The 19,335-nt window shown below is 67.2% G+C and carries 16 protein-coding genes and 1 pseudogene; 9 read left to right on the top strand and 8 right to left on the bottom strand.

Annotation, left to right across the window (positions count from 1 at the left end; genetic code table 11):
- Positions 1-24: 24 nt before the first annotated feature.
- The 4 genes from CFB45_RS32125 to CFB45_RS32110 are packed head-to-tail and all read right to left on the bottom strand — an operon-like array spanning position 25 to position 4,143.
- Positions 25-681, bottom strand: a complete 657-nt coding sequence (locus CFB45_RS32125) for a methionine ABC transporter permease (protein ID WP_046546161.1) — start codon at positions 679-681, stop codon at positions 25-27.
- The gene (locus tag CFB45_RS32120; RefSeq protein ID WP_089428997.1) at positions 674-1,864 is read right to left on the bottom strand and encodes a methionine ABC transporter ATP-binding protein; all 1,191 of its coding nucleotides are present in this window, start codon (positions 1,862-1,864) and stop codon (positions 674-676) included. Before CFB45_RS32120 ends, CFB45_RS32125 begins: the two co-directional genes overlap by 8 nt.
- 18 nt (positions 1,865-1,882) lie before the next feature.
- A complete protein-coding gene (locus CFB45_RS32115) occupies positions 1,883-3,301 on the bottom strand; it encodes an LLM class flavin-dependent oxidoreductase (RefSeq protein WP_089429229.1) in 1,419 nt (472 codons plus the stop codon).
- An 11-nt stretch (positions 3,302-3,312) separates the two neighbouring features.
- The gene (locus CFB45_RS32110; RefSeq protein WP_089428996.1) at positions 3,313-4,143 is read right to left on the bottom strand and encodes a MetQ/NlpA family ABC transporter substrate-binding protein; all 831 of its coding nucleotides are present in this window, start codon (positions 4,141-4,143) and stop codon (positions 3,313-3,315) included.
- A gap of 433 nt (positions 4,144-4,576) precedes the next feature.
- Here CFB45_RS32110 and CFB45_RS32105 point away from each other — a divergent pair, with 433 nt between their 5' ends.
- The 5 genes from CFB45_RS32105 to CFB45_RS32085 all read left to right on the top strand — a co-directional run bounded on the left by CFB45_RS32105 (position 4,577) and on the right by CFB45_RS32085 (position 10,786).
- A complete protein-coding gene (locus CFB45_RS32105) occupies positions 4,577-5,941 on the top strand; it encodes a 2-hydroxycarboxylate transporter family protein (protein ID WP_089428995.1) in 1,365 nt (454 codons plus the stop codon).
- Positions 5,942-6,068: 127 nt separating this feature from the next.
- Positions 6,069-7,952, top strand: coding sequence for a sensor histidine kinase (locus CFB45_RS32100; RefSeq protein ID WP_089428994.1), 1,884 nt, complete (start codon positions 6,069-6,071; stop codon positions 7,950-7,952).
- Positions 7,942-9,303, top strand: a complete 1,362-nt coding sequence (locus tag CFB45_RS32095) for a sigma-54-dependent transcriptional regulator (RefSeq protein ID WP_089428993.1) — start codon at positions 7,942-7,944, stop codon at positions 9,301-9,303. Before CFB45_RS32100 ends, CFB45_RS32095 begins: the two co-directional genes overlap by 11 nt.
- Positions 9,304-9,328: 25 nt before the next feature.
- Complete coding sequence (locus CFB45_RS32090) at positions 9,329-9,658, top strand: DUF3579 domain-containing protein (RefSeq protein WP_089429228.1); 330 nt, start codon at positions 9,329-9,331, stop codon at positions 9,656-9,658.
- Positions 9,659-9,934: 276 nt separating this feature from the next.
- Complete coding sequence (locus CFB45_RS32085; protein ID WP_089428992.1) at positions 9,935-10,786, top strand: alpha/beta fold hydrolase; 852 nt, start codon at positions 9,935-9,937, stop codon at positions 10,784-10,786.
- A gap of 149 nt (positions 10,787-10,935) precedes the next feature.
- Here CFB45_RS32085 and CFB45_RS32080 read toward each other — a convergent pair whose 3' ends face one another.
- Positions 10,936-11,385, bottom strand: coding sequence for a PACE efflux transporter (locus tag CFB45_RS32080; RefSeq protein WP_089429227.1), 450 nt, complete (start codon positions 11,383-11,385; stop codon positions 10,936-10,938).
- A gap of 99 nt (positions 11,386-11,484) precedes the next feature.
- Between CFB45_RS32080 and CFB45_RS32075 the strand changes: the two genes are divergently transcribed.
- The 3 genes and pseudogenes from CFB45_RS32075 to CFB45_RS32065 all read left to right on the top strand — a co-directional run bounded on the left by CFB45_RS32075 (position 11,485) and on the right by CFB45_RS32065 (position 13,197).
- Complete coding sequence (locus tag CFB45_RS32075; RefSeq protein WP_089428991.1) at positions 11,485-12,375, top strand: LysR family transcriptional regulator; 891 nt, start codon at positions 11,485-11,487, stop codon at positions 12,373-12,375.
- Between the two features lie 179 nt (positions 12,376-12,554).
- Positions 12,555-12,800: an AbrB/MazE/SpoVT family DNA-binding domain-containing protein gene (locus CFB45_RS32070; protein ID WP_089428990.1), complete on the top strand. Its 246-nt coding sequence runs from the start codon at positions 12,555-12,557 to the stop codon at positions 12,798-12,800.
- Positions 12,797-13,197: pseudogene (locus CFB45_RS32065) on the top strand (PIN domain-containing protein). The gene CFB45_RS32070 and the pseudogene CFB45_RS32065 overlap by 4 nt, the downstream one beginning before the upstream one ends.
- Positions 13,198-13,302: 105 nt before the next feature.
- Here the strand turns inward: CFB45_RS32065 and CFB45_RS32060 are convergent.
- The gene (locus CFB45_RS32060) at positions 13,303-13,731 is read right to left on the bottom strand and encodes a Tautomerase enzyme (RefSeq protein WP_089428989.1); all 429 of its coding nucleotides are present in this window, start codon (positions 13,729-13,731) and stop codon (positions 13,303-13,305) included.
- A gap of 125 nt (positions 13,732-13,856) precedes the next feature.
- Between CFB45_RS32060 and CFB45_RS32055 the strand changes: the two genes are divergently transcribed.
- Positions 13,857-14,453, top strand: a complete 597-nt coding sequence (locus CFB45_RS32055) for a TetR/AcrR family transcriptional regulator (protein ID WP_089428988.1) — start codon at positions 13,857-13,859, stop codon at positions 14,451-14,453.
- 101 nt (positions 14,454-14,554) lie between these two features.
- On the opposite strand, the gene opcM is transcribed toward CFB45_RS32055, so the two are convergent.
- Together opcM and ceoB are read right to left on the bottom strand one after the other, a co-directional pair.
- Positions 14,555-16,090: a multidrug efflux transporter outer membrane subunit OpcM gene (gene opcM / locus CFB45_RS32050; RefSeq protein WP_089428987.1), complete on the bottom strand. Its 1,536-nt coding sequence runs from the start codon at positions 16,088-16,090 to the stop codon at positions 14,555-14,557.
- Between the two features lie 10 nt (positions 16,091-16,100).
- Positions 16,101-19,301 carry a multidrug efflux RND transporter permease subunit CeoB gene (gene ceoB / locus CFB45_RS32045; protein ID WP_089428986.1) on the bottom strand — a complete coding sequence of 1,067 codons (3,201 nt, stop codon included), beginning with the start codon at positions 19,299-19,301 and terminating at the stop codon, positions 16,101-16,103.
- Positions 19,302-19,335 lie beyond the last annotated feature (34 nt).

Below are 19,335 nucleotides of genomic sequence, written 5' to 3'. Positions count from 1 at the left end.
GCGAGCAGACGCTTGTGGCGTCGCTCAGGTACGCCGGGTCACGCGTCGGACCAGGCGGTCGCCCGTGATTTGCACGGCCGAGACGAGCGCGATCAGGATCACGATCACGGTCGCCATGACGGTGGTGTCGAAACGCTGGTAGCCATAGCGGATCGCGAGATCGCCGAGGCCGCCCGCGCCGACGGCGCCCGCCATCGCCGTCGAGCCGATCAGCGCGACGACGGTAATGGTGAAGCCGCCGAGCATGCCGGGCAGCGCTTCGGGCAGCAGCACGTGCCACACGATGTGGCGGCGCTTCGCACCCATCGCGAGCGCGGCCTCGATCAGCCCGCGGTCGACTTCGCGCAGGCTCACCTCGGCGATCCGCGCGAAGAACGGGATCGCGGCGATCGACAGCGGCACGACGGCCGCCCAGACGCCGATCGTCGTGCCGATCAGCACGCGCGTGAACGGCAACAGCGCGACGAGCAGGATGATGAACGGCGTCGAGCGGAACACGTTGACGAGCGCGCCGAGCACCGCGTTCACGCCGCGCCGCTCGTAGATGCCGCCGGGCGCGGTCGTCACGAGGATCACCGCGAGCGGGATGCCGATCAGCGCGGCAATCACGGCCGACGCTGCGACCATCGACAACGTGTCGCGGATCGCGTCGAGCAGTTCGGGCCACCAGAGATCAAACATAGCCGAGCACCTCCGCGTGATTCGCGTGGCGCCGCGCGCGTTCGAGCAGCGCGGCCACCGCGCCGCCGCGGGCGGTCGATTGGCCGGCGTCGTCCGCACGCAGTGCCGCCGCGATCACGAGCCGCCCCTGTGCGTGCCCCTGGATGCGCTCGATCCCGCCGTGCAGGAAACGCACCGAGCCGCCGAGCGCCACCGCGAGCGCGCCGACATCCGGCTCGCCGCCGCTCTCGCCCGTATAGCGGACGTCGAGCACGACCTGCGCGCCTTCAGGCAACGCGGCTTGTGCCGGCAACGGCTGCACGCGCGCGGCCAGTTCGGCCGGCAGGTCGTGCACGAGCGTGCTGAGCAGCGCGCGCGTCGCGCCGTGGCGCGGATCGCCGAACACGCGCCACACGGGGCCCGTTTCGACGACTTCGCCCTGCTCGATTACCGCGACCGTGTCGCACACCGCGCGGATCACTTCCATCTCGTGCGTGATCAGCACGATCGTCAGCCCGAGGCGACGGTTGATGTCGGCGAGCAGCGCGAGGATCGACTGCGTCGTCTCGGGATCGAGCGCCGACGTCGCCTCGTCGCACAGCAGCACCTCCGGATCGTGCACGAGCGCGCGGGCAATGCCGACGCGCTGCTTCTGCCCGCCCGACAGGCTGGCCGGATACGCGTCGCGCTTCGCGGCGAGCCCGACGAGGTCGAGCAGCGCCTCGACCTTGCGCACGCGCTCGGCCTTCGGCACGCCGGCGATCTTCAGCGGCAGCGCGACGTTCTCGAACACCGTCTTCGCGGACAGCAGGTTGAAATGCTGGAACACCATCCCGGTGCGGCGCCGCAACGCGACGAGCCCGTTCTCGTCGAGCGCGCCGACGTCGACGCCCTGCACGCGCACGCGGCCCGAGCTCGGCCGCTCGAGGCCGTTCACGAGCCGCAGCAGCGTCGACTTGCCGGCGCCGCTGCGGCCGATGATCCCGAAAACCTCGCCGCGCCGCACGTCGAGCGTCACGTCGCGCAGCGCGGCAGCCTGGCCGCGCGGCGTCGCGAACACCTTGCCGACCTGCTCCAGCGATACGGCGGCGCCGGCGCGGGTCGATTCGGCCGACGCGGCCGCTTCGTCATGTGCCGTTGCCTCGGCTCCCGCACGTACTGCCGACGTCTCAATGAAACCCAGCGTATCGAACAATTGCGTCATCGCTTCGCTCCGTCACGTTCAGACATGCGCGGGATGCGCGGATTCGGCGTGCACGGCGGCGCCCGGCCGGTGCTGCGCGCCGGTATGCCACGCGGGCAGGCGCGGGCCCGCGCCGAACAGCTTCTCGCGCAGCGTCGGCGCGGGATCGTAGTCTTCCTTGTAGACGCCGCGGTTCTGCAGCTCGGGCACGACCCAGTCGACGAAATCCTCGAACGACTCGGGCATCACGGTGCGCGTCAGGTTGAAGCCGTCGATGCCGGTCTCGTCGATCCACGACTGCAGTTCGTCCGCGACCTGCGACGGCGAGCCGACGATCGGCGCATAGCGGCCGCCGAGCGACATCTGTTCGAGCATGCGCCGCACGGTCCACGTGCCGGTCGTGCTCTTGCGCGAGATCGCGTCGACGGCCGACTGGATCGAATCGGTCTTCACGTACGAGATCGGTTCGTCGAGTCCGTACTTCGCGAAGTCGATGCCGGTCGAGCTCGCGAAATGCGCGAGACCGGCCTCGGCGCTCGCATAGCGCCGGTACTCGTCGAACTTCTCGCGGGCAAGCAATTCAGTCTCGGCCGTCACGACGCTCACGCCGGCAAAGATCTTGATCGACGCCGGGTCGCGGCCCTGCCGTGCAGCGGCCGCGCGAATGTCGAGTGTCGCCGCACGCGCGGCGGCCTTGCTCTGCCCGTTCACGAACACGCATTCCGCGTGACGGCCGGCGAACTCGACGCCGCGCGCGGACGAACCGGCCTGGTACAGCACCGGCGTGCGCTGCAGCGACGGCTCGCTCAGATGAATCGCGTCGATCGAATAGAACGGCCCGTCGTGCTTCACGCGCCGCACCTTGCCCGGCTGCGCGAACACGCGCGCCTGCGCGTCGCGGATCACCGCATCGTCGTCCCAGCTCTGTTCCCACAGCTTGTAGACGACGTCCATGTAGTCGTCCGCGCGCTCGTAGCGGTCGTCGTGGCCGATCTGCTGCGCGAGGCCCATCCCGCGCGCGGCGCTGTCGAGATAGCCGGTGACGATGTTCCAGCCCACGCGCCCTTTCGTCAGGTGATCGAGCGTCGACATGCGGCGCGCGAACAGGTATGGCGGCTCGTAGGTGAGGTTCGCGGTCACGCCGAAGCCGAGGTGCCGCGTGACCTGCGCCATCGCGGGCACGAGCAGCAGCGGATCGTTGACCGGCACCTGCACCGATTCGCGCAGCGCGGCATCGGGGCCGCCGCCGAACACGTCGTACACGCCGACGATGTCCGCGAGGAAGATCCCGTCGAACTTGCCGCGTTCGAGCGTCTTCGCGAGGTCGGCCCAGTAGTCGAGATCGGTGTAGTGCGCGGAGCGGTCGCGCGGATGCGTCCACAGCCCGTGGTTGATGTGCCCGACGCAGTTCATGTTGAACGCGTTGAGCAGGATTTTCTTGCGGTTCGCCGTCGTCATGCCCGCCTCCGTCACCACGCGATCGCGTACAGCGAGCCGAACGCGTTGTCGAGCGCCTTGCGCACCGCAGGCGAGTGCTGATAGATCGAGATGAACTTGCGGATGCGCGGATCGTTCACGCTGTCCGGCCGCACGACCCACTGGATCGCGAAGATCTTGTTCTCGGTGCCGTCGAACAGCAGCGCGCTGTTCGGGTCGGTCGTGCCGGCGAGCTTGATGAAGCTCGGGTAGCCCTGCGCGAGATCGACGTCGTCGAGTGAGCGCGCGAGCTGCGACGCTTCGAGCGGGATGATCTTCAGGTGCTTCGGGTTCGCGACGATGTCATGCGTCGTCGCGCGGTAGTCGGCACCCGGCTTCAGCGTGATGAGCCCCGCGCGCTGCAGCAACAGCAGCCCGCGCCCGCCGTTCACCGGATCGTTCGCGATCGCGACTTTCGCGCCGTCCTTCAGCTCGCTGAAGCTTTTCACCTTCTTCGAATAGAGGCCGATCTTCATGATCGTGCCGGGCGCGATCGACACGAAGTTGTAGCCGCCCTGCTTGTTCGCGTTCTCGAGGAACGGGATGTGCTGGAAGTAGTTGACGTCGATGTCCTTGTTCGCGAGCGCCGCGTTCGGCGTATTCCAGTCGGTGAACTCGACGATCTTCACGTCGAGCCCCTGCGCCTTCGCTTCCTTCGCGGCGACCTTCAGCGCCTCGATCTGCGGGCTGGTCGAGATGCCGACCTTCAGCGGCGCGGTGTCGGCGTGCGCGCCGTTGAGCAATGCGACGCCAAGCACGGCGGCAGCCAGCAGGCGCGCGACGCGGCCGGCGGAAAAGCGGGCGGAAAAAACGGCATGCAGCATGGAAACCACTCTCCTGTCCAAAGACGGTATCGATGGATGAGCGACGCCGCGGCGAACGCACGGGCGTTCTCCGGACAGAGGTCAAACGCATCGGAAAAGATCAGCCGATGATAGAGAGCGGCGCGGGGGCGGTCTACGAAGCGATTGTGCGAAGAAAATCGCGCGCGGCGATATGGCGGGCGGCCATACGGGATCGGCGGCCTGACCGGCTGCCCGGCCGGCCGCCAGGCCGAAATCTCGGCCTGGGCGCCGCGCGAATTCCGAAATCTCGGCCAGCGGGCCGGGACTCCCTTTCCGCAGACGAAACAAACCCCTTATAAATCAATGCATTAAAAATATTCCGACAGGCCGGATTTCTGGCACGAGGGTTGCGTAATAGACGGCACACGATGCCGCGAAGCCATGCAGGCATACCAACATCAGGAGACACGTCTTGCAGACCTCTATCCATACCCCGTCCCATCCGGAGCCGGTTTCCGACGCCGTCGCCACCCCGCGCGCGCGCTTCTGGCCTGAAGGCTGGTGGAAACTGATGGAAATCCGCATCGGCATCATTCCGCTGCCCGTCTATTTCATCCTGCTCGCGCTGATCGTCGGCTTCTCGGTGACCGGCAAGGTGCCCGGCGAGATCTCGATGGCGATCGCGGTGCTCGCGTTCTTCGGCTTCACCTGCGCGGAACTGGGCAAGCGCCTGCCGCTCTTGCGCAACATCGGCGCGGCCGCGATCTTCGCGACCTTCGTGCCGTCGGCGCTCACGTACTACCACGTGCTGCCGAAGCCGGTGCTGAACCTGACCGTCGAGTTCACGAAGTCGACCAACTTCCTGTACCTGTTCATCGCGTCGATCATCGTCGGCAGCATCCTGAGCATGGATCGCCGCGTGCTGATCCAGGGCTTCGTGAAGATCTTCATCCCGCTCGCGGCCGGCTCGGTCGCGGCCGCGATCGTCGGCACGGCGGTCGGCACCGCGCTCGGCCTCGGCGCGCGCCACACTCTGCTGTACATCGTCGTGCCGATCATGGCCGGCGGCGTCGGCGAAGGCGCGATTCCGCTGTCGATCGGCTATTCGGAACTGATGCACCTGCCGCAAGGCGAAATGTTCGCGATGGTGCTGCCGCCGGTGATGCTCGGCAGCCTGACCGCGATCATCCTGTCGGGCGCGCTCGACATGCTCGGCAAGCGCTTCCCGCACCTGACCGGCAACGGCCGCCTGCAGGTCGGCGAATCGGGCGACATGACGCCCGAGAACGAGGAAATCCGCGGCCACGTCGACGTTTCGCACATCGCGGGCGCCGGCATCACCGCGATCACGCTGTACCTGGTCGGCCTGATGGCGCACAAGCTGTTCGGCCTGCCCGCGCCGGTTGCGATGCTGTTCCTCGCGGTGCTCGTGAAGCTCGCGCGCGCGGTGTCGCCGCCGCTGCAGGAAGGCGCGTTCGTCGTCTACAAGTTCTTCTCGACCGCCGTCACGTACCCGCTGCTGTTCGCGATCGGCGTCGCGATGACGCCGTGGGACAAGCTGACCGCCGCGTTCACGATCGTCAACGTCGTCACCATCGTGTCGACCGTCGCGACGCTGATGGGCACCGGTTTCGTGGTCGGCCGCCTGATGAAGATGTACCCTATCGACACCGCAATCGTGAACGCCTGCCACAGTGGGCAAGGCGGCACCGGCGACGTCGCGATCCTGACCGCCGCGAACCGGATGCAGCTGATGCCGTTCGCGCAGATCGCGACGCGGATCGGCGGCGCGATCGTCGTCACGGTCACGCTGATCCTGGTCGCCCACTTCGGATGACGCGCCGCCGCGCGCACCGTCGCGCAGGCCGCTTCGCACGCGCCGCCGCCGGCCCACCCGGCGCGCGGCGCGCGTCGTTCGGGGTGTCGTTTCGGGCGTCACGCCGTGCGGACGATTGCGGGCTTCGATGAGGGCGAACGTGCAGAAGAGCTTCAAGGGCATCCCGTGGTGGGGCTGGGCATCGGCCGGCGTGCTGTATGTGTGCGTGGCGGCCGCGGCCGTCGATTTCGCGTGGGAACGCGCGATCGACGCGCTCGAGGAAACCGGCGCGCACCGGCTCGACCTGTATGCGTCGAGCCTGAAGAGCGAGCTCGGCCGCTTCGAGATCCTGCCCGGCCTGGTCGCGCGGCAGGACGGCGTGCGCACGATGCTGAAAGCCGCGCCGCATGACGCTCCCGAACTCGTGCACACGGTCGACACCTACCTCGAAGCCGTGAACCGCGACGCGGGCAGCGGCGCGGTCGACGTGATCGACCTGCAGGGCGACGTGATCGCCGCCAGCAACTGGAACGAGACGCTCAGCTTCGTCGGCACCAACGTGTCGTACCGGCCGTATTTCAAGGACGCGCTCGCGCGCGGCAGCGGCCGCTTCTTCGGCATCGGCACCAACACCGGCGTGCCGGGCGTCTACTTCGCCAGCGCGGTGCGCGACGAAGGCGTGCCGATCGGCGTGGCCGCCGTGAAGATCAGCGTCGATTCGCTCGAATCGGCGTGGCGCGCGCCGGGCGTCGCCGCGATGGTCGTCGACAGCAACGGCGTGGTCGTGATCTCGACCGAACCCGCATGGAAATTCACCGCGCTGCGCCCGATCACCGCGCAGCAGCAGCGCGACATCCAGGCGTCGCGGCAATACGCGGGCCGCACGGTCGACGCGCTGCCGTACCGCCATATCGGCGACCGCAGCGCGGCCGCGTGGTTCGGCACCTTCCCCGATACGCGCCACAGCGGCCGCACCACGCGCTATCTCGTGATGTCGCGCCCCGCGCCGCAGGCCGGCGATTCGCTGATGGTGCTGCTCGACATCGCGGGCGCGCGGCGCCAGCAGCAGACGGCTTTCGTGTTCGTCACCGGCGCGTTCCTGATCGCCGCGCTGCTCGCCGGCTACGCGATCCAGCGCCGCCGGGCGATCGTCGCGCGGCTGAACGCGCAGGACGCGCTGCGGCGCGCGAACGACCAGCTCGAGCTGACCGTCGCGCAGCGCACGGCCGCGCTGACGGCCGCGAACGAACGGATGCAGCGCGAGATCGTCGAGCGCGAGCGCACCGAGCAGCGGCTGCGCGCATCGCAGCAGGAAGTCGTGCATGCGGGCAAGCTCGCGGTGCTCGGGCAGATGGCCGCCGGCCTCACGCACGAGCTGAACCAGCCGCTCGTCGCGATCCGCACGCTGTGCGACAACGCGCGCACGTTCTTCGAGCGCGGCCAGCCCGCGCCGGCGCTCGCCAATCTCGAACGGATCGGCAAGCTCGTCGACAGCATGGCGGTGCTCACCGGCGAGCTGAAGACCTTCGCGCGCAAGCCGGACGTCGAGCGCGTCGCGGTGTCGCTGAACGAGGCCGTCGCGCATGCGCGACTCATCTACGATGCGCGGATCCGCGACGAAGGCGTGCAGCTCGACGTGAACATCGCGCCGGGCACCGCCGTGTCGGCCGAATCGAGCCAGTTGCAGCAGGTGATCGTGAACCTGCTCGGCAATGCGCTCGACGCGGTGCACGACGCGAGCGTGCGCCGTATCGTCATCGAGGCCGCCGGGCCGGACGAAGCCGGCCGCGTGCGCTTCACGGTGGCCGACAGCGGCGCGGGCATCGCGCCCGACGTGCTGCCGCATCTGTTCGAGCCGTTCGTCACGACCAAGCCGCGCGGCCAGGGCCTCGGGCTCGGCCTCGCGATCACGTCGCGCATCGTCGAGGCGTTCGGCGCGAAGATCGCCGCGACGAACCGCGACGAAGGCGGCGCGCAGTTCAGTATCGAATTCGCGGCGGCCACGCTGCAAAGGACAGAGCATGGAAGATGAGATTCGGGTGCTGGTCGTCGAGGACGATGAAAACGTCCGGATCGGCGTCGAGCAGGCGGTAGCGCTTGCCGGCTTCGCAGTGGACGCGTTCGCGTCGGCCGCCGACGCGCTGCATCACGTCGCGCCCGGCGCGCCGGTCGTGATCGTGTCGGACGTGCGGATGCCGGGCATCGACGGGCTGCAGCTGCTCGATCGCGTGATGGCCATCGACGCGCAGATCCCGGTCGTGCTGATCAGCGGCCATGCCGACATCTCGACGGCCGTCGGCGCGATGCAAGTCGGCGCGTACGACTTCATCGAGAAGCCGTTCTCGTCGGACGTGATCGCGGGGCGCGTCGCGCGCGCGGTCGAGAAGCGCCGCCTGACGCTCGAGGTCCAGGGGCTGCGCGCGGCGCTGAACAACTGGCAGGGCATCGAGGCGTTCGTGCTCGGCAAGTCGCCCGCGATGGCCGACGTGCGCAAGAAGATCCTGCGCCTCGCCGATACGTCGGTGTCGGTGCTGATCACCGGCGAGACGGGCACCGGCAAGGAACTGATCGCGCGCAGCCTGCACGACTTCGGCGGCCGGCGCGACGCGCATTTCGTCGCGCTGAACTGCGGCGGCCTGCCTGAGCAGGTCTTCGAGAGCGAACTGTTCGGCCATGAAGCCGGCGCATTTACCGGCGCGATCAAGAAGCGCATTGGCAAGATCGAATGGGCGGACGGCGGCACGCTGTTCCTCGACGAGATCGAGACGATGCCGATTCCGCTGCAGGTCAAGATGCTGCGCGTGCTGCAGGAGCGCGTGGTCGAGCGGCTCGGCGCGAACGAGCTGATTCCGGTCGACTGCCGCGTGGTCGCCGCGTCGAAGGCCGATCTTGCCGAGCTCGCGGCCGACGGCCGCTTTCGCGCGGACTTGCTGTATCGCCTCAACGTCGCGCAGATCGAACTGCCGCCGCTGCGCGAGCGGCGCGAGGACGTCCCGCTGCTGTTCGAACATTTCGTGCTCGCGGCCGCGCGCCGCTTCGGGCAGCCGGCACCGGTCGTCACGGCTGCGCAGGTGTCCGAACTGATGACGCATGCGTGGCCCGGCAACGTGCGTGAGCTGCAGAACGTGGCCGACCGCTTCGTGCTCGGGCTGACCGGCGACAGCCTGCTGTCGTCCGGCGGCACGCCGGCCGCGGGCGGCACGCTCGCGGAGCAGCTCGCGTATTTCGAGCGGATGCTGATCGAGGACATGCTGCAGCGTCACAACGGCAACGTCGCGGAGGCAAGCGAAGCGCTCGGGATGCCGAAGAAAACGCTCTATCACAAGCTGCGCAACCTGCGGATTCCCGCGCGCGGCGACGCGGCGGCCGATGGCGGCGAATGACGCGAACGAGGACACACACTCCAGCATGGATCGCATCGACATCACCGAACACGGCCGCGTCACTGGCCACCTGATCCGCGGCGTCACGCACGCGCAGAAAACCTTCCGCCCGAGCGACTGGCCCGAACGCCTCGCGGGCGTCATCACGCTGTTCGTCGGCGAACGGCGGCCCGGCTATCCGTGCGCGCTGTCGCGGCTCGCGATGCCCGTCGTCGACGGCAACGTCAAATGCCTGTTCGTGTCGGACGAATTGCGCACCGTGTGTGCGGACGCGTTCGATTTCGCGATGCAGTTCGCGACCGACAACGACCTCCCCGTCGTGCTTCAGACCGCGCCCGCGTTGACGGTGCGCTGACGCGCGGGCCGCTTTCGGCGGCTCGCGTACCTGCTTCCCGTTTTCCAAAGGTGCCATGCGCGGATGCGCAGGTCGCCGGACGCCCTTTTCCGGCGTTTCCGGCGCCTCGACCAATCGTCAGATGATTGAAAGCATCGACACCCGTCCCCTCACGACAAGGGTTTCCGGCCGAGCCATCAATAAAATTGATCGTCACGATGAAAATTATGCGTTTTCCTTGCAGGTCGCCGTGATGCATAGTTGCGTCGTGTTGACGCACCTTTGAGTCTTTCAGTCATGAACATGCGAATCGAGCCGTCCGTGCTCGCGAACCCCGACCTGCAATTTGCGACGCTTTCGTCAGGCATCAGCCTGCCGTATGTCGAGCGGGGCAGCGGCGCGCCGATGGTGTTCGTGCACGGCTCGCTGTGCGACTACCGCTACTGGGATCCGCAGCTCGCGTCGCTGTCGGCCCACTACCGCTGCATCGCGCCGAGCCTCAGCCATTACTGGCCGGCCGTCGAAGCGGGCATCCAGGACGAGTTCAGCTGGCAGAACCACGTCGACGAGCTCGCCGAATTCATCGACGCGCTCGACCTCGGCCCCGTGCACCTGGTCGGCCACTCGCGCGGCGGCAGCGTTGCGTTCAACGTCGCGCGCCAGCATCCGCATCTCGTCGAATCGCTGACGCTCGCCGATCCGGGCGGCCCGCTGCAACAGCCGGGCGTGCGCGAAGCCGCGCTGCCGGCCGCCGCGATCGCGCTGCGCACGCAGGCCGTGAACCTGATCGGGCAAGGCGACGTCGAATCGGGCCTCGAGATGTTCGTCGATTCCGTGAGCCTGCCGGGCGCATGGAAGAAGAGCACGTCGCGTTTCCGCACGATGGCGATCGACAACGCGAGCACGCTGCCGAAGCAGCTGCGCGACCCGCTGCCCGCGTACTCGCAGCACACGGCCGGCGACATCGCATGCCGCACGCTGCTGATCGACGGCCAGCGCAGCCCGAAGATGTTCCGCAACAACGTCGACACGCTGTCGCAATGGATCGGCAATGCGCAACGGCAGACCGTCGCCGGCGCATCGCACGGGATGAACGCCGCGAGCCCCGCCGTGTTCAACCGCTTCGTGCACGAGTTCGTCGCCGCGTAACGCTCGCGGGCGGTTTCCGCGCCGCCCGTTCTCCTCGCTGTTCAACGACGATGCGGATCCGTGCCGCATCGCCGCTTCATCAACCGCCGTGCGTGACCGGCGCGTCCGTTCCGTCAATCTGCCTGCCTGCGCAATTCCGTCAGCACGGCTTACCACGCGGCGGGCTCCGGCTCCGCCTTGCGCGTGACCGCATCGGGCAGCCCGAACACGCTGTCGAACGCCCAGTTGTACGTGAACGTGAAGATCGGGAAGAACACGATCAGCACCGCGTCGTACAGGAACGCCTGCAGCAGCGACACGTCGAGCCACCACGCGATCAGCGGGATCAGGAACGTCACGAGCGCGACCTGGAAGCCGATCGCATGCACCACACGGCGTCCGACCGTGCGCGTCGTCGCCGCACTCCTGCGCTCCCAAGCCTCGAACACGAGGTTGTACACAAAATTGACGGTGACACCCGTCGTCGAGATCATCACGCCCAGCAGGCCGCTCGCCGCCACGCTCGCGCCGCTCAGCATGCCGAGCACCGACGATGCGATCAGGATGCCGAGCACCTCGAACATCACGACGTAGACTATGCGTCTCTTCCACCCTTGCATGACCATCCACCTTCTATCGAACAAGGTGGCGAGACTATCAGCGGGTAGCGCGTCCGCAAAAGTCAGGTCCTTTCAATTTTTCTGACAGGAGGCCAGTGCATGCTGACCAGCGACCACATCGACATGCTGCTGACCGTCATCGACAAAGGCTCGTTTTCCGCGGCCGCGCGGGCGCTCGGCCGCACGCCGTCGGCGATCAGCATGGCGATCGCGAACCTCGAGGCCGAGCTCGACCTCGTGCTGTTCGACCGCGGCACGCGCGAACCGACGCCGACCGCCGCGATGGCGGCGCTGCTGCCCGACGCGCGCTCGATCGCCGAGCGGCTGCACGCGCTGCGTGCGCATGCGCAGCACCTGTCGGAAGGCGTCGAGGATACGTTGCGGCTCGGCCTCGCGGCCGAACTCGACGGCGCGCCGGTCGCCCACGCGCTGACGGCCGTCGCCGCGAAATACCCGGCGCTCGCGATCAGCATCGTCACGGCGCCGCAGGACGTGATCATCGATGCGCTGCATCGCGGCGCCGTCGATCTCTGTGTCGCGTATGGCGGGCTCGACCTGCATCCGCAGGAGCAGATCCACGCGCTGTGGACCGAGACGCTCGTCGCGGTCGCCGCGCCGAGCCATCCGGCGATCGCCGAATGCGCGCAACCGGAAGCGATCGAGCGGTTGTCGGGCTTCAGGCAGATCGTGATCGCCGATCCCGAACGGCCGCTCACCGACGTGCGGCCGGTGATCGGCAACCGCACGTGGAAGGTGACCGACATGGCCACCGCGATCGCGCTCGTGAAGGCCGGGCATGGCTGGGCGAATTTGCCTGAATCCATGATCGGCCGATACGTCGCCGACGGCGAACTCGCGCCGCTCGTGTTCGCGAACATCCGCAACGGGTTGCCGCTGCCCGTGTACCTGCGGCGGCCGAAGCATACGGGGCTCGGCAAGGCGGCGAGCGAACTGGTTCGCGCGCTGCGGGTGGCGGGTGACGAAAATTAGGGGGTATCCGTTCGTGGCGGCGGCGTCCGAACGCGAGTAGCTAGATGCTGTCGCCACGATCGACCTCGGCGAGTGACGCCGACCGATCTCGTGGCCAGTTGGTCCACGGAGCACCTGCGTGCTCCACCTTGTCTTTCCCATTCCCTTACCTTAAAGCAGGGAAAATTGGAGCCATCACCATGACCACTGCAACCATCACTTCGAAGGGCCAAGTCACGATTCCCGTCGACGTGCGGAATCGGCTTGGCTTGCGGTCCGGCGACCGGATCGAATTCAGCTACAACGAGACCACGGGCCGGTACGAGGTCTATCCAGCCACACGCTCGCTCGCGTCGCTCAAGGGCATCGTGAGGAAGCCCTCGAAACCGGTGTCGCTCGAAGAGATGAACCGGGCCATCGCCGAGCAGGGAGCATCCGCGCGATGATTGGGCTGGATGTGAAAACGTGCTGGTTCGTTACTTCGCCCAGGATGACGTCGTGCAGTCGAAGAAGGCGACAGCGCTGATGGAGAGCCTTTCGGCCGAACAGCCGGGGTACGTTTCGCAGGTCGCGCTGGTCGAGGTCGTGTGGGTACTCGGTCGCTGCTACGGTGTCGAACGCGAGCAGATGAAGGACATTATCGATTCGATGATCGCGACCAAGGAATTGGTCGTTGAAGGTGCGGACACAGTGCGAAAAGCGCTTCGCACTTTCGTGGCATCGGCGAAGGCCGATTTCGCCGACTGCCTGATCGAGCGGTCGGGGCACGCCGCCGATTGCGAGTACACGGCAACTTTCGATGTCACGGCCTCGAAGGTCGCCGGGATGCGTTTGATCAAGTAATTTTGACGCGAACCGACACGCGCGGCACCGGGGTGCGAATGCGGCGTGGCGGCGAGCGCCGCCACGCCGTCGGTCAACACCGGACGGCTTGACCGTTAGTTGCGATCAGAGCGCAGCAGCCGCGCTCTGGATCGAATCGACGAGCGACGCGTTGTCGTAGCGTCGTCCGGCAATGCCCCATCCACCGTCGACCGCATGGACGACATTCACCCACACCTGCGCAGGCGTCAGCCGCCCGCCTGCCCGGCGCAGCACGATCGCGGTCGCCCGTTCGACGAATTGCCGCTGCCGCTCAGGCGCCGCGAGCGCCACGGCGGGCAACTTCAGCTCGACGAACGCGGCAGGCTCCGCGCGCCCATGCACGAAGGTCCGGTGTCGCGGCAGCACGTTGAGCGTGCCCACCACGTTCGGCGCCAGGAACGCATTCCCGGTAAGCCCCTCGACGTCCAGCAGCGCATCGGTCAACTCGGCAAACACCGCCCCCTCGTCGTCCGGCGTGAAAACCCCTTCGGATACTGTCAGCGTAATCGGCATCGCACTTTCTCCTGGTCAGGTCATCGGTCAGGTGACGTGATATAAATACCAGTCACTCTCTATACATTAGACACTGATCGCTCTCTATGCAAGATAAAGAGTGATCACTCTGAAGCGAGCCTGTCATGCGTTATTCCGTCGAGCACAAGCACGAAACCCGTACGCGCATCCTCGAAGCCGCGAGCCGGCTGTTCCGCGAGGAGGGGTATGGCGGCTCCGGCATCGGTCCGCTGACGAAGGCGGCGGGCGTCACCAACGGCGCGTTCTACGGCCATTTCAAAACGAAGGGCGAAGCGTTCCGGCAGGTCGTCCTCGATGGCCTCGCCCAGCTCCGGCAAGGCGTCGCGACGTTCAAGGCCGAGCATGGCGCGCGCTGGCGGCGCCCGTTCGTGTCGTTCTACCTCGGGCCGCGACGCACTTGCGAGCTCGGTGAAAGCTGTGCGCTGCCAAGCCTGTCCCCGGAAGTGATGCGCGCCGACGACGAAACGCGCGACGCTTACGAGCAGGCACTGCGGCAGATCGTTGACGAAGTGTCGGCAGGAATGGATAACCCACCCGATGACGATCGGGCCATCGCGTTTCTTGCGCTGCTGTCGGGCGGCGTCACGCTCGCGCGCGCGGTGCGCGATCCGGAACTGGCGCATCGCATCGCCGATGCGGTCGGCCGCTACGCGGTGGTGATCGCGGAACGCACAGACGTGAAACCGGAGCAACAGGCCTGACCGCCGTGACTGACCGCCAATAAAAAACCCGATCCGCGTCGCCACGGATCGGGGTTCTTCGATCGACTACCCAGTAAGTCGGCCCGTCTCGGGCCGGTGCATCACCGCGCAGCCACCTCCGCCTTGCCCGTCGCCGCATCGCCCACCGCCGTCGGTGCCGGCCCCCATCCGCCGCCCAGCGCGCGGATCAGGTTCACGGTCGACACGGCCTGCGCGCCGGTCAACTGGTTCGACTGCAATTGCGACTGCAGCACCGAGCGTTCGCTGTCGATCACGTCGAGATACGCGACCTCCCCTTCCTGATACTGCGTGCGCGACAACGTCGCCGCGCGACGCGACGCGTTGACGGCCGCATCCTGCGCGCGGATCTGGTCGTCGAGCAGGCGCAGGTCGGCGAGATTGTCCTCGACCTCGCGGAACGCGACGAGCACCTGCTGCCGGTAGTTCGCGACCTGCTCGTCGTACTGCGCGCGTGCCTGCTGCACACCGGCCGCACGACGGCCGCCGTCGAACAGCGGCAATGTCAGCGCGGTACCGGCGAACGGCCCGAGCAGGAACGTGCGGCTCGACCACAGGAACAGGTTGCCGAGCGTCGACGCTTCATACCCAAACGCCCCCGTGATGTCGAGCTTCGGGAAGTACGCCGACTTCGCGAGGCCGATCCGCGCGTTCGCGGCCGCCATCGCGCGTTCGGCCGCCGACACGTCCGGACGGCGCTCGAGCAGCGCGGACGGCAGGCCCGGCGGCACCTTCACCGCGACCGGCACGATCGGCGTTTCCTTGAACGCGAAATCCGCGGGCGCCTTGCCGAGCAGGATCGCGAGCGCATGCTCGGACGCCGCGCGCCGCCGCGCGACGCCGACCGCATCGGCCTGCGCGGTCGCCAGCTCGTTCTTCGCGCGCGACACGTCGAGCTCGCTGATGTCGCCTTCGTTGAAGCGGCGCTGCACGAGCTTCAGTGCCTGCTCGCGCAACTCCACCGTGCGGCGGTACAAGTCCTGGTCGGAATCGAGCTGACGCAGTTCGAAGTAGTTCTGCGCGACGTCCGCCTGCAGCGCGAGCTGCACCGAGCGGAACAGCGCTTCGCTCTGCGCCTGGTCGGCACGCGACGCCTCGACGTTGCGGCCGACGCGGCCGAACAGGTCGGCTTCATACGACACGGTGCCCTGCGCGCGCCACAGCGTCGCGTTGGTCGGCCCCGTGCCCTGCGGCTGGAACTGTGACGCCGACGACAGCCCCTCGCGCGTCGGCCCGAAGCCGGCGCCGACCTGCGGGAACCATTGCGAGCGCGCCGAACGCGTCGCCGCGCGCGCTTCCTCGACACGTGCAGCCGCGGCCTTCAGGTTCTGGTTCGCGGCGAGCGCCTGCGTCTCGAGCGAATCGAGCACCGGGTCGCCGAACACCTTCCACCATTCGCCGCGATGCGCGCCGTCCGCCGGCTCGGCCGTCTTCCACGTGCCGGCCTGCTCGCCGGCGGCAAGCGTCGGCGCTTCCTTGAATGCGGCAGGCGTCGGCGCATCCGGGCGCTTGTAGTCGGGCCCCACCGCGCACGCGGCGAGCAGCGTCGCGAGCAGGGTGCTCGCGGCCGCCACCTTCGCGAAGCGCATCAGGCCATTCGTGTTGTGCAAGTTATTCATCTTCCTGTCCTCAAGCATCCGAAGCCGGCACGTGCTGGGACGGCACACCATAACCCGCCGAGTCCTTCCCGGCGACGTGGATCTTGCCGCCCGCGAGCGTGCGTAGCACGACGTAGAACACCGGCGTCAGCATCAGCCCGAACAGCGTCACGCCGAGCATCCCGAAGAACACCGCGACCCCCATCGCATGGCGCATTTCCGAACCGGCGCCCGTCGACGTGACGAGCGGCACCACACCCATGATGAAGGCGATCGACGTCATCAGGATCGGGCGCAGCCGCAGCCGGCTCGCCTCGATCGCGGCCTCGAGCGGCGTCCTGCCGTCGTGTTCGAGTTCACGCGCGAATTCGACGATCAGGATCGCGTTCTTCGCCGACAGCCCCACCAGCACCATCAAGCCGATCTGCGTGAAGATGTTGTTGTCGCCCTGCGTGAGCCACACGCCCGTCAGCGCCGACAGAATGCTCATCGGCACGATCAGGATCACCGCGAGCGGCAGCGTCAGGCTTTCATACAACGCCGCGAGCACGAGGAACACGAGCAGCACGCTGATCGGGAACACGTACATCGCCGAATCGCCGGCAAGAATCTGCTGGTACGTGAGGTCGGTCCATTCGAACCGCACGCCGCGCGGCAGCGTTTCATGCGCGATGCGCTCGATCGCGGCCTGCGCCTGGCCCGACGAGAAGCCCGGTGCCGGGCCGCCGTTGATGTCGGCCGCCGTGTAGCCGTTGTAGCGCACGACCATTTCCGGGCCGAACGTCGGCGTCACCGTGACGAGCGACGACAGCGGCACCATCTCGCCACGGTCGTTGCGTGTCTTCAACTGCAGGATGTCGTCCGCGCGCTGGCGGAACGGCGCATCGGCCTGCACACGTACCTGATACACACGGCCGAAGCGGTTGAAGTCGTTCACGTACAGCGAGCCGAGATACACCTGCATCGTGTTGAACACGTCGGTCACCGGCACGCCCAACTGCTTCGCCTTCACGCGATCGAGATCGACGTTGAGCTGCGGCACGTTGATCTGGTAGCTCGTGAACAACGGGCCAAGCTCAGGCGCCTGCTGAGCGCGCTTGATGAAGTCGTTGGTCGCATCCGCGAGCCGCGCATAGCCGACCGCGCCGCGATCCTCCACCTGCATCTTGAACCCGCCCAGCGTACCGAGGCCGAGCACCGGCGGCGGCGGGAACACCGCGACGAACGAGTCCTTCATCGCGCCGTACTTCTGGTTCAGCGCCCCCGCGATCGCGCCGGCCGACAGCGCCTTGCCGTGCCGTTCCGAGAACGGCTTCAGCGTGACGAACACGATGCCCGCGCTCGAGCTGTTCGTGAAGCCGTTCACCGACAGCCCCGGGAACGCCACCGCGCTCTCGACACCCGGCTGCTTCAGCGCGATCGAGCCCATGTCGCGGATCACCTTCTCGGTGCGGTCGAGCGACGCGCCGTTCGGCAGCTGCGCGAACGCGATCAGGTATTCCTTGTCCTGCGCGGGCACGAAGCCGCCCGGCACGACCTTCGACACGAGCACGGTCGCGCCCACCAGCACGAGGTACACGCCGAGCATCACCGTCTTGCGCGACAGCACGCCGCGCACGCCGCGGCCGTAGTTCTCCGCGCCGCGATGGAACACCTTGTTGAAGCCGCGGAAGAAGCCGCCGAGCACGCGGTTCATCACGCGCGTGAGCCAGTCTTCCTTGTCACCGTGACCCTTCAGCAGGATCGCGGACAGCGCCGGCGACAACGTCAGCGAGTTGAACGCCGAGATCACCGTCGAGATCGCGATGGTCATCGCGAACTGCTTGTAGAACTGGCCGGTCAGGCCCGACATGAACGCGAGCGGCACGAACACGGCGACGAGCGTCAGCGCGATCGCGATGATCGGCCCGCTCACTTCCTGCATCGCCTTGTAGGTCGCCGCCCGTGCGTTCATCCCGCTTTCGATGTTGCGCTCGACGTTCTCGACCACCACGATCGCATCGTCGACCACGATCCCGATCGCGAGCACCATCCCGAACAATGACAACGCGTTGATCGAATACCCGAACGCGAGCAGCAGCGAGAACGTGCCGACGATCGACACCGGCACCGCGATCAGCGGAATGATCGATGCGCGCCAGGTCTGCAGGAACACGATCACGACGATCACGACCAGCGCGATCGCTTCGAGCAGCGTGTGCACGACGGCCTTGATCGACGACCGCACGAACTGCGTCGGGTCATACACGATCTTGTAGTCGACGCCCGCCGGCATGTCCTGCTTCAGCTCGGCCATCGTCTTGCGCACTTCGTCCGAGATCTGCAGCGAGTTCGCGCCCGGCGACTGGTTGATCGCCATCGCGACGGCCGGCTTGTTGTCGAGCAGCGAGCGCAGCCCGTACTCGGACGCGTCGAGCTGGATCCGCGCGATGTCGCGCAGGTGCGTGACGCCGCCATCCGGCGTCGTCTTCACGACGATGTCGCCGAACTCGTCCTCCGTCTGCAGACGGCCGCGCGCGTTCACCGACAACTGCAGCGGCGTGCCGGGCAACGACGGCGACGCGCCGATCACGCCGGCCGCGACCTGCACGTTCTGCTCGCGGATCGCCTGCACGACGTCCTCGGCCGACAGCCCGCGCTGCGCGACCTTCTGCGGATCGAGCCACACGCGCATCGCGTAGTCGCCCGAACCCCACAGCTGCACCTGGCCGACGCCCTGGATCCGCGACAGGCGATCCTTCACGTTGATCAGCGCATAGTTGCGCAGGTAGGTCATGTCGTAACGGTTGTCCGGCGAGATCAGGTGGACCACCATCGTCAGCGTCGGCGAGCTCTTCACCGTCGTGATGCCGAGCCGCTGCACGTCTTCCGGCAGGCGCGGCAGCGCCTGGTTCACGCGGTTCTGCACGAGCTGCGTGGCCTTGTCCGGATCGGTGCCGAGCTTGAACGTGACGGTGATCGTCATGTTGCCGTCGCTGTTCGCCTGCGACTGCATGTAGAGCATGTCCTCGACGCCGTTGATCTGCTCTTCGAGCGGCGACGCGACCGTCTCGGCGATCACTTTCGGGTTCGCGCCCGGGTACTGCGCCTTGACGATCACGGAAGGCGGCACGACTTCCGGATACTCGGAGATCGGCAGCAGGAACATCGCGATCACCCCGCCGAGCAGGATGATCACCGATAGGACTCCTGCGAAGATCGGCCGGTCGATAAAGAATTTGGAAATGTTCATGTGTGGCTCTGTCTGGTTGAACGCGGATACGAAG

The organism is Burkholderia sp. HI2500, assembly GCF_002223055.1.
Lineage (GTDB): Bacteria > Pseudomonadota > Gammaproteobacteria > Burkholderiales > Burkholderiaceae > Burkholderia.
Note: the sequence above shows the minus strand (reverse complement) of the source record. Positions and strands in the feature narration are given on the sequence as shown.